This window comes from Bacillus sp. NPDC077411 (assembly GCF_044543425.1).
Taxonomy (GTDB): domain Bacteria; phylum Bacillota; class Bacilli; order Bacillales; family Bacillaceae_G; genus Bacillus_A; species Bacillus_A bruguierae.
This window is the reverse complement of sequence record NZ_JBITWA010000007.1, coordinates 230456-239977: the sequence shown is the minus strand read 5'-3', so window position 1 is coordinate 239977 and position 9522 is coordinate 230456. Positions and strand designations below refer to the sequence as shown.

The 9522-nt window shown below is 38.6% G+C and carries 9 protein-coding genes, 1 rRNA gene and 1 riboswitch; of the genes, 9 read left to right on the top strand and 1 reads right to left on the bottom strand.

What is annotated here, in order from left to right; genetic code table 11:
- Nucleotides 1–95, top strand: a 5S ribosomal RNA gene (gene rrf, locus ACIGHG_RS12255); the annotation flags it as partial.
- Nucleotides 96–205: 110 nt separating this feature from the next.
- On the opposite strand, the gene ACIGHG_RS12250 is transcribed toward rrf, so the two are convergent.
- Nucleotides 206–484 carry a hypothetical protein gene (locus ACIGHG_RS12250; protein ID WP_396548615.1) on the bottom strand — a complete coding sequence of 93 codons (279 nt, stop codon included), beginning with the start codon at nt 482–484 and terminating at the stop codon, nt 206–208.
- A 329-nt stretch (nt 485–813) separates the two neighbouring features.
- Nucleotides 814–915, top strand: a riboswitch (purine riboswitch).
- Nucleotides 916–1025: 110 nt separating this feature from the next.
- On the opposite strand from ACIGHG_RS12250, the gene purE reads away from it, so the two are divergent.
- From purE to purF, 8 genes are all read left to right on the top strand, one after another.
- Nucleotides 1026–1511 (top strand): 5-(carboxyamino)imidazole ribonucleotide mutase, encoded by a 486-nt coding sequence (gene purE, locus ACIGHG_RS12245; RefSeq protein WP_090917409.1) that lies wholly within the window; start codon nt 1026–1028, stop codon nt 1509–1511.
- Complete coding sequence (purK, locus tag ACIGHG_RS12240) at nt 1508–2659, top strand: 5-(carboxyamino)imidazole ribonucleotide synthase (RefSeq protein ID WP_396548612.1); 1152 nt, start codon at nt 1508–1510, stop codon at nt 2657–2659. Before purE ends, purK begins: the two co-directional genes overlap by 4 nt.
- Nucleotides 2656–3957 (top strand): adenylosuccinate lyase, encoded by a 1302-nt coding sequence (gene purB, locus ACIGHG_RS12235; protein ID WP_090917412.1) that lies wholly within the window; start codon nt 2656–2658, stop codon nt 3955–3957. Before purK ends, purB begins: the two co-directional genes overlap by 4 nt.
- 89 nt (nt 3958–4046) lie before the next feature.
- Nucleotides 4047–4766 carry a phosphoribosylaminoimidazolesuccinocarboxamide synthase gene (purC, locus tag ACIGHG_RS12230; protein WP_396548610.1) on the top strand — a complete coding sequence of 240 codons (720 nt, stop codon included), beginning with the start codon at nt 4047–4049 and terminating at the stop codon, nt 4764–4766.
- Nucleotides 4759–5013 (top strand): phosphoribosylformylglycinamidine synthase subunit PurS, encoded by a 255-nt coding sequence (gene purS / locus ACIGHG_RS12225; RefSeq protein ID WP_336472964.1) that lies wholly within the window; start codon nt 4759–4761, stop codon nt 5011–5013. Before purC ends, purS begins: the two co-directional genes overlap by 8 nt.
- Nucleotides 5010–5693: a phosphoribosylformylglycinamidine synthase subunit PurQ gene (purQ, locus tag ACIGHG_RS12220; RefSeq protein ID WP_090917417.1), complete on the top strand. Its 684-nt coding sequence runs from the start codon at nt 5010–5012 to the stop codon at nt 5691–5693. Before purS ends, purQ begins: the two co-directional genes overlap by 4 nt.
- Nucleotides 5677–7896 (top strand): phosphoribosylformylglycinamidine synthase subunit PurL, encoded by a 2220-nt coding sequence (gene purL / locus ACIGHG_RS12215; protein ID WP_396548607.1) that lies wholly within the window; start codon nt 5677–5679, stop codon nt 7894–7896. The genes purQ and purL overlap by 17 nt, the downstream gene beginning before the upstream one ends.
- Nucleotides 7881–9296 carry an amidophosphoribosyltransferase gene (gene purF, locus ACIGHG_RS12210; protein ID WP_336472961.1) on the top strand — a complete coding sequence of 472 codons (1416 nt, stop codon included), beginning with the start codon at nt 7881–7883 and terminating at the stop codon, nt 9294–9296. Before purL ends, purF begins: the two co-directional genes overlap by 16 nt.
- Nucleotides 9297–9522 lie beyond the last annotated feature (226 nt).

Below are 9522 nucleotides of genomic sequence, written 5' to 3'. Positions count from 1 at the left end.
GTCACACCCGTTCCCATACCGAACACGGAAGTTAAGCTCTCTAGCGCCGATGGTAGTTGGGACTTTGTCCCTGTGAGAGTAGGACGTTGCCAGGCAAAAACCTAAGTCAATTGACTTAGGTTTTTTTGTGTTCATTTTTATCCCGTATTAACGAGCAGTTAATCAGTGGGGGGATGAAGAACCCCCACTGATTATTAGTTGAATCTTACTTGCCAAATATCATAATCCATAAATTTAATAATGCCAAAAGTGAAAAAAGAATAAAGAAGATGCTGTTTAAAATAATAGCAATTTGTTTTGGTTTTCCAGGTTTTCCGAAAGAACCTAAAATAATTCCGATAATGGGACTGATTATTTCTACAACAAGTATAAGTTTTAAATAATGAGAATAGAAAAAGTCAGATGTTATAAAAGCGGATGTAATAATTGCAGCAGTTATTGCGATAGAAAAACATAAATATGACAATATGTTAAGTTCCCTCATAATTAAACCACCTATAAATTAGTGTGAATTTATAATAATAGTATCATAGGCGATGCTTAAATATACAAAAAGTAGTTCCTGCTATATCTCCAACCGCAATAACTTTGAATTGTTTTTGAATGGAATCCTTCCTATTTATATAGTGAATCGTTATGTAAGATAAATTGCATATATTCTCGCATTTCTTCTTTAATTCCCTTCCTTTTTTGCATATTTTTTCGGTTCTTCTTTTTATTATAACTAAAACACGAACGTTATAATGTGTTGGGCAAAAAAACATTCGATTATTTGTTGACATGTTTGAATAACACCTGTTAATATAACGGTAGAAACAATATTATATCGTACCTCATATAATCGCGGGGATATGGCCTGCAAGTCTCTACCTAACGACCGTTATTCGTTAGACTATGAGGGAAAGTCACTCGGTATTTTTCTATTCACAAGGGATACATATGCCTGAGTAGAGCGCTTTCTCTCATAGTAAAAGAGAAAATGTTCTATTTCAGGCTTTTTTTATTTGAATCGGGGGGATTCTAATATGAAATCACTAGTTGGAATCATAATGGGAAGCACGTCAGACTGGGAAACAATGAAATATGCTTGTGACATTTTAGATGAATTAAACATTCCGTATGAGAAGAAAGTTGTATCCGCTCATCGGACTCCAGATTATATGTTTGAATATGCAGAAACAGCTCGTGAACGTGGATTAAAAGTTATTATTGCTGGAGCTGGCGGAGCCGCTCATTTACCAGGGATGGTTGCAGCGAAGACAAATCTTCCTGTAATCGGTGTTCCTGTTCAATCAAAAGCGTTAAATGGTTTAGATTCGTTACTGTCTATCGTTCAAATGCCAGGAGGGGTTCCGGTGGCGACTGTCGCGATCGGTAAGGCTGGTGCAACAAACGCAGGACTACTTGCAGCACAAATACTTGGATCATTTCATGATGATATACATGATGCATTAGAATTGAGAAGAGAAGCAATCGAGAAAAATGTGCGTGAAGGTAGTGAACTGATATGACAAGAATCATTTTACCTGGAAAAACAATTGGAATTATTGGCGGTGGCCAGCTTGGAAGAATGATGGCGCTAGCAGCGAAGGAAATGGGTTATAAAATTGCTGTACTAGATCCGGCAAAGCATTCGCCATGTGCACAAGTTGCTGATATTGAAATTGTTGCAGCATATGATGATTTGAAAGCGATTCAGCATTTAGCGGAAATAAGCGATGTTATCACATATGAATTTGAAAATATTGATTATAGATGTTTACAATGGCTTGAAAAACATGCGTATTTACCACAAGGTAGTCAGTTGTTAAATAAAACGCAAAATCGTTTTACAGAAAAGAATGCAATCGTAAATGTTGGCTTACCAGTTGCACCATATAGACTCGTGCAGACGCAAGATGCACTTTTAGAAGCAATTAAGGAACTTTCCTTTCCCTGTGTGTTAAAAACAACAACAGGGGGATATGACGGGAAAGGGCAAGTTGTTTTAAGAAGCGAAGCGGATGTTGTAAGAGCGAGGGAACTTGTAAATCAGACTGAATGTATTCTTGAAAAATGGGTGCCATTTGAAAAAGAAGTATCAGTTATTGTCACTCGCAGTGTTAGTGGTGAAACGAAGGTATTTCCAGTAGCTGAAAATATTCATGTAAATAACATTTTACATGAATCCATCGTACCAGCTCGCATCACAGAAGCACTTTCACAAAAAGCAATTGCATATGCACAGGTACTTGCGGATGAACTTCAGCTTGTGGGAACGCTAGCAGTAGAAATGTTTGCTACGGCAGATGGTGAGATTTATATTAATGAATTAGCACCAAGACCTCACAATTCTGGGCACTATACAATCGATGCATGTGAAACAAGTCAATTTGGGCAACATATTCGAGCAATCTGTAATTTACCTCTAGGAGAAACAAATTTGTTAAAACCAGTTGTCATGGTAAACATTTTAGGCGAACATATAGAAGGGGTCCTAAGACAAGTGAATAGATTTACCGGGTGCTATTTACACTTGTATGGAAAAGAAGAAGCAAAAGCGCAGCGTAAAATGGGGCATGTAAATATTTTAAATGAAAATATTGAAGTTGCTTTAGAAAAAGCGAAGAGTTTGCATATTTGGGACCATCAAGAACAACTTTTGGAGGGAAAAAGATGATTAGTCGTTATACACGCCCTGAGATGGGTGCGATTTGGACGGAAGAAAATAAATTTAAAGCATGGTTAGAAGTTGAAATCTTAGCTTGTGAAGCATGGGCTGAGCTTGGCGATATTCCAAAAGAAGATGTGAAAAAGCTTCGTGAACATGCATCTTTCGATATTGATCGTATTTATGAAATTGAGCAAGAAACGCGTCATGATGTAGTTGCTTTCACTCGTGCTGTATCAGAAACACCAGCATTAGGTGAAGAACGCAAATGGGTACATTATGGTTTAACATCTACAGACGTAGTAGATACAGCTTTATCTTATATCTTAAAACAAGCAAATGAGATTCTACTAAACGATTTAGAAAATTTCATTACTATTTTAGCTAACAAAGCAAAAGAACATAAATACACAATTATGATGGGAAGAACGCACGGTGTTCATGCAGAACCAACAACATTTGGTTTAAAACTTGGTCTTTGGTATGAAGAAATGAAACGTAACTTAGAACGTTTTAAACAAGCAGCTGATACAGTTCGCGTTGGTAAATTGTCTGGTGCAGTGGGTACATTCGCAAACATTAATCCATTCGTAGAAAAATATGTTTGTGAAAACTTAGGGTTAGAAGCAGCTCCGATTTCAACGCAAACATTGCAACGTGATCGTCATGCACATTACATGTCAACACTTGCATTAATCGCAACATCTATTGAGAAAATGGCAGTTGAAATTCGCGGTTTACAAAAGAGTGAAACACGTGAAGTGGAAGAGTCATTTGCGAAAGGACAAAAAGGTTCTTCTGCAATGCCGCATAAACGAAATCCAATCGGTTCTGAAAATATGACTGGTTTAGCTCGTGTTATCCGTGGTTATATGATGACATCTTACGAGAATGTTCCATTATGGCATGAACGTGATATTTCACACTCTTCTGCAGAGCGTGTTATTTTACCAGATGCAACAATCGCATTAAATTACATGTTAAATCGTTTCGGTAATATCGTGAAAAACTTAACGGTATTCCCAGAGAACATGAAACGAAACATGGAAAGAACATATGGCCTAATTTACTCTCAGCGCGTAATGCTTACGTTAATCGACAAAGGTATGGTACGTGAAGAAGCTTATGATATTGTACAACCTAAAGCGATGGAAGCATGGGAAACGCAAGTACAATTTAAAGAGCTTGTAGAAGCCGATGAGCGTATTACAAGCAAATTAACACAAGAAGAAATCAATGAATGTTTCAACTATGAACATCACTTGCAACATGTTGATACAATTTTTGAACGTCTTGGCTTAAACTGATAATTTTATATGGCACAGAATCATTTCATTCTGTGCCATTATTTATAAACATACTATTCACATTTTTCAAACTACAGGGGGCTTGCGAAATGCAAAAGCTAGAATTGCTGTATGAAGGTAAAGCAAAAAGAATTTATCGTACAGAAGCAGCAGATATGGTTTGGGTAGAGTATAAAGATAGTGCTACTGCTTTCAATGGGGAAAAGAAAGCAACGATTACAGGAAAAGGTCGTCTGAACAACGAGATTACAACTCTTTTATTCAGAAAGTTACAAGAAGTAGGAATCAAAACACACTTTGTTGAGAAAGTATCAGAAACAGAACAAATTGTAAAAAAAGTAAGCATTATTCCATTAGAAGTTGTCACAAGAAATGTGATTGCGGGTAGTCTTTCAAAACGACTAGGTATGGAAGAAGGTACTACACTTACAACACCAATCGTCGAATTTTACTACAAAGATGATGATTTAGGGGATCCTCTTGTAACAGAAGATCATATTCGTGTGTTGAACGTTGCAACGCCAGAGCAAGTAAGCATACTACGAGAAAAAGCTCTACAAATCAATCAAGTGTTGATTGAGCATTTCGCAAGCTGTCGTGTAAGATTAGTAGATTTTAAATTAGAGTTCGGTATAACAGAAGATGGAGAAATTTTATTAGCGGATGAAATTTCACCAGACACATGCCGCTTATGGGATGAAGCGAGCAATGAAAAATTTGATAAAGATGTATTCCGTCGTGATCTTGGTAATTTAACAGAGGCTTATGAAGAGATTTTAAAACGATTAGGGGGAGCTTCACATGTATAAAGTAAAGGTATATGTAACGTTAAGAGAAAGTGTATTAGATCCACAAGGAACAGCGGTAAAAGGAGCACTTCATAGTCTTTCCTTTACAGAAGTACAAGATGTGCGCATTGGTAAATATATGGAACTAACAATTGGTAAATCAGTTACAGATATTGATGCAAAGGTAAAAGAAATGTGCGAAAAATTATTAACGAACGTAGTGATTGAAGATTATCGCTATGAAGTTGAGGAGGTTGTCGCGCAGTGAAATTTGCCGTAATCGTTTTCCCAGGTTCGAACTGTGACGTAGATATGTTTCATGCAATTAAAGATGAGCTTGGCCAAGATGTAGACTACGTTTGGCATAGTGAAGAAAACTTAGATCAGTACGATGCAATTTTACTACCAGGTGGTTTCTCTTACGGTGATTACCTTCGCTGCGGAGCTATTTCTCGCTTTGCAAACGCAATGAAAGGTGTACGAAAAGCAGCTGAAGCAGGAAAACCAATCTTAGGTGTATGTAACGGATTTCAGATTTTAGTAGAGTCTGGACTATTGCCTGGTGCATTAATTCGTAATAAAAACTTAAAATTTATGTGCCGCACTGTTCAGCTTCGTGTTGAAAATAATACAACAATGTTTACATCGCAATATGAGAAAGATGAAGTGATCGATATTCCGATCGCTCATGGTGAAGGAAACTACTACTGTGATGAAGCAACATTGAAACAGTTAGAAGAAAATAATCAAATTGTCTTCCGTTATGTAGAGAATCCAAACGGAAGCGTTTCAGATATTGCAGGGATTGTAAGTGAGCAAGGAAATGTACTTGGTATGATGCCGCATCCAGAGCGTGCTGTTGATGAATTGCTTGGAGGAGCGGATGGTCTAAAAGTATTTCAATCTATTTTGAAACATTGGAGGGAAACATATGTCGTTACTGCTTGAACCAAATCCAACTCAAATTAAAGAAGAACGCATTTATGCGGAAATGGGATTAACAGACGAAGAGTTTGCCATGGTTGAAAAGATTTTAGGCCGCCTGCCAAACTATACAGAAACAGGATTGTTCTCTGTTATGTGGTCAGAGCATTGTAGTTATAAAAACTCAAAGCCAGTTCTTCGTAAGTTCCCAACGACTGGTGAACGTGTACTGCAAGGTCCTGGTGAAGGCGCTGGAATCGTTGATATCGGTGATAATCAAGCGGTAGTATTTAAGATGGAAAGTCATAACCATCCATCTGCAATTGAACCGTATCAAGGTGCAGCGACAGGGGTTGGCGGTATTATCCGTGATGTGTTTTCTATGGGAGCACGTCCAATTGCTATGTTAAATTCACTTCGCTTCGGTGAGCTACAATCACCACGCGTAAAATATTTATTTGAAGAAGTTGTAGCGGGTATTGCGGGATACGGTAACTGCATCGGGATTCCAACTGTTGGCGGAGAAGTACAGTTCGATCCATGTTATGAAGGAAATCCACTTGTAAACGCAATGTGCGTTGGGTTAATTAACCATGAAGACATTAAAAAAGGTCAAGCGCACGGTGCTGGTAATACAGTCATGTATGTTGGTGCAGCAACAGGCCGCGACGGTATTCACGGTGCAACATTCGCATCAGAAGAGCTATCTGAGGATTCCGATGCAAAACGCCCAGCGGTGCAAGTAGGCGATCCATTTATGGAGAAGCTTTTAATTGAAGCATGCTTAGAACTAATCAAATCCGATGCACTTGTCGGTATTCAAGATATGGGAGCGGCAGGCTTAACATCATCTTCAGCAGAGATGGCAAGTAAAGCAGGTATGGGTATTGAAATGTATTTAGATGATGTACCGCAGCGTGAAACAGGCATGACACCATATGAGATGATGCTTTCTGAATCACAAGAGCGTATGTTAATCGTCGTGAAAAAAGGTAGAGAACAAGAGATTGTAGAGCTATTTGAAAAATATGGCCTTGCAGCAGTAGTAATGGGAAAAGTAACAGAAGATAAAATGCTTCGTTTATTCCATAAAGGTGAAATGGTGGCGGAAGTGCCGGCTGATGCATTAGCAGAGGAGGCACCTGTTTATCATAAGCCTTCAAAAGAAGCTGCGTATTTTGCAGAATTCCAACAAATGAAGATGGAAACACCAAAAGTGGAGAATTATGAAGAGACATTACTATCTTTATTACAACAACCAACGATTGCAAGTAAAGAGTGGGTATATGATCAATACGATTACCAAGTACGCACAAGCACAGTTGTTACACCAGGGTCTGACGCAGCGGTTGTTCGTGTTCGCGGAACAAATAAAGCATTAGCAATGACAACGGATTGTAACTCTCGCTACATTTATTTAGATCCCGAAGTAGGCGGAAAAATTGCTGTAGCAGAAGCAGCTCGTAATATTGTATGTTCTGGCGGTGAGCCACTTGCAATTACAGATTGCTTAAACTTTGGTAACCCTGAAAAGCCAGAAATCTTCTGGCAAATTGAGAAGTCAGTAGATGGTATGAGCGAAGCGTGCCGCACGTTACATACACCTGTTATTGGTGGAAACGTATCAATGTACAATGAGCGCAGTGGGGAAGCAGTATACCCAACACCAACTGTTGGTATGGTTGGTCTTGTACATGACGTAAAGCATGTAACAACGCAAGAGTTTAAGCAAGCTGGTGATCTCGTTTATATAATCGGTGAAACGAAAGCGGAGTTTGGTGGTAGTGAATTACAAAAAATGGTGTATGGAAAAATTTTCGGTCAAGCACCAAGCATCGATTTAGAAGTAGAAGAAAAACGTCAAAAGCAATTACTAGCAGCGATTCAAGAAGGTCTTGTCCAATCAGCACATGACGTTGCAGAAGGCGGATTAGCAGTTGCTTTCGCAGAAAGTGCAATGGGAACAAGCGGATTAGGCGCAGATGTGAAGTTAGCTGGAGAAGCGACAGCGATGTTATTTGCAGAATCACAATCTCGCTTTATTGTTACAGTAAAACGCGAGCAAAAAGAAGCGTTTGAAAATATGGTAGATGCACTTTGTGTTGGGGAAGTAACAAATACAAATCAATTAACAATTCGTAATGAAGAAAAGGAAGTATTGCTTACAGCGGATGTTGATGAAATGAGAACGGCTTGGAAAGGGGCTATTCCATGCTTAATGAAATAAAGGGGCTAAATGAAGAATGCGGCGTTTTCGGAATTTGGGGGCATGAAAATGCAGCACAAGTTACGTATTATGGATTGCATAGCTTGCAGCACCGTGGTCAAGAAGGCGCTGGCATTGTTGTAAATAATGGGGAGAAAATCACTGGTCATAGAGGGCTTGGTTTAATATCAGAAGTGTTTTCACGCGGTGAGTTAGATGATTTAAACGGAAAATCAGCGATTGGGCACGTTCGTTATGCGACAGCAGGCGGCGCTGAAGTTGCGAATGTTCAACCACTGTTATTTCGCTTTTCAGACCATAGTATGGCATTAGCTCATAACGGTAATTTAATTAACGCAAAAATGCTTCGCCGTGAATTAGAGGCAGAGGGAAGTATTTTTCAAACAAGTTCGGATACAGAAGTATTGCTTCATTTAATTAAACGCAATACAAAAGGTACATTAATTGAAAGTGTAAAAGATGCATTAAACAAAGTAAAAGGTGCTTTTGCTTATTTATTATTAACAGGAAATGAAATGATTGTTGCATTAGATCCAAATGGATTCCGTCCGCTTTCGATTGGAAAGATGGGAGATGCATACGTTGTAGCATCTGAAACATGTGCTTTTGATGTAGTAGGAGCAACATACATTCGTGATGTAGAACCTGGAGAATTACTTATCATTAATGATGAAGGAATTCAGATAGATCGTTTTACAAATGATGTAGAACATGCCATTTGCAGCATGGAGTACATTTACTTTGCTCGCCCTGATTCAAACATTGCTGGTGTTAACGTCCATGCAGCGCGTAAAAATATGGGGAAGTTGTTAGCAAAGGAAGCTCCGGTTGAAGCAGATGTTGTAACAGGTGTACCTGATTCTAGTATTTCGGCAGCGATCGGCTATGCAGAAGCAACTGGAATTCCTTATGAGTTAGGCTTAATTAAAAATCGTTATGTTGGACGTACGTTTATTCAACCTTCTCAAGAATTGCGTGAACAAGGGGTAAAAATGAAACTTTCAGCAGTACGAGGTGTTGTTGAAGGAAAACGTGTTGTTATGATTGACGATTCTATCGTACGTGGTACAACAAGCAAGCGAATTGTTCGTATGCTTCGCGAGGCTGGGGCAACAGAAGTGCATGTAAGAATTGCTTCGCCGCCTCTTAAGTATCCGTGCTTCTATGGAATTGACATTCAAACAAGAAAAGAATTAATCGCAGCAAATCATTCAATAGAAGAAATTCGTGAAATCATTGGAGCAGACTCTTTAACATTTTTAAGTGAAGAGGGTTTAATTAATGCAATTGGCCGTCCGTACGAAGGGAAATATGGCGGTTTATGTATGGCTTACTTTAATGGCGATTATCCGACGGCTCTTTATGATTATGAGCAAGAACTTTTAGCAAGTATGAAATAAGGCAAAGATATATAAGTTAAAAAACGACATAAAAAACCTTTTCTTTTTAGGGAGGGGCGAGAGCATCTGGCCGTGCATAGAAGCGGTCAGGGCCTTTTTCTACCACATGCAAGGTTTAAAACACAGGGAGCAAAAGAGTGTAAGTCATTTTTTGTCTGCACAGCATCGACCTATATGTCGGGAATTTAAAATAGATTTATATAGAGCACGATAAGAAAGCATAGCA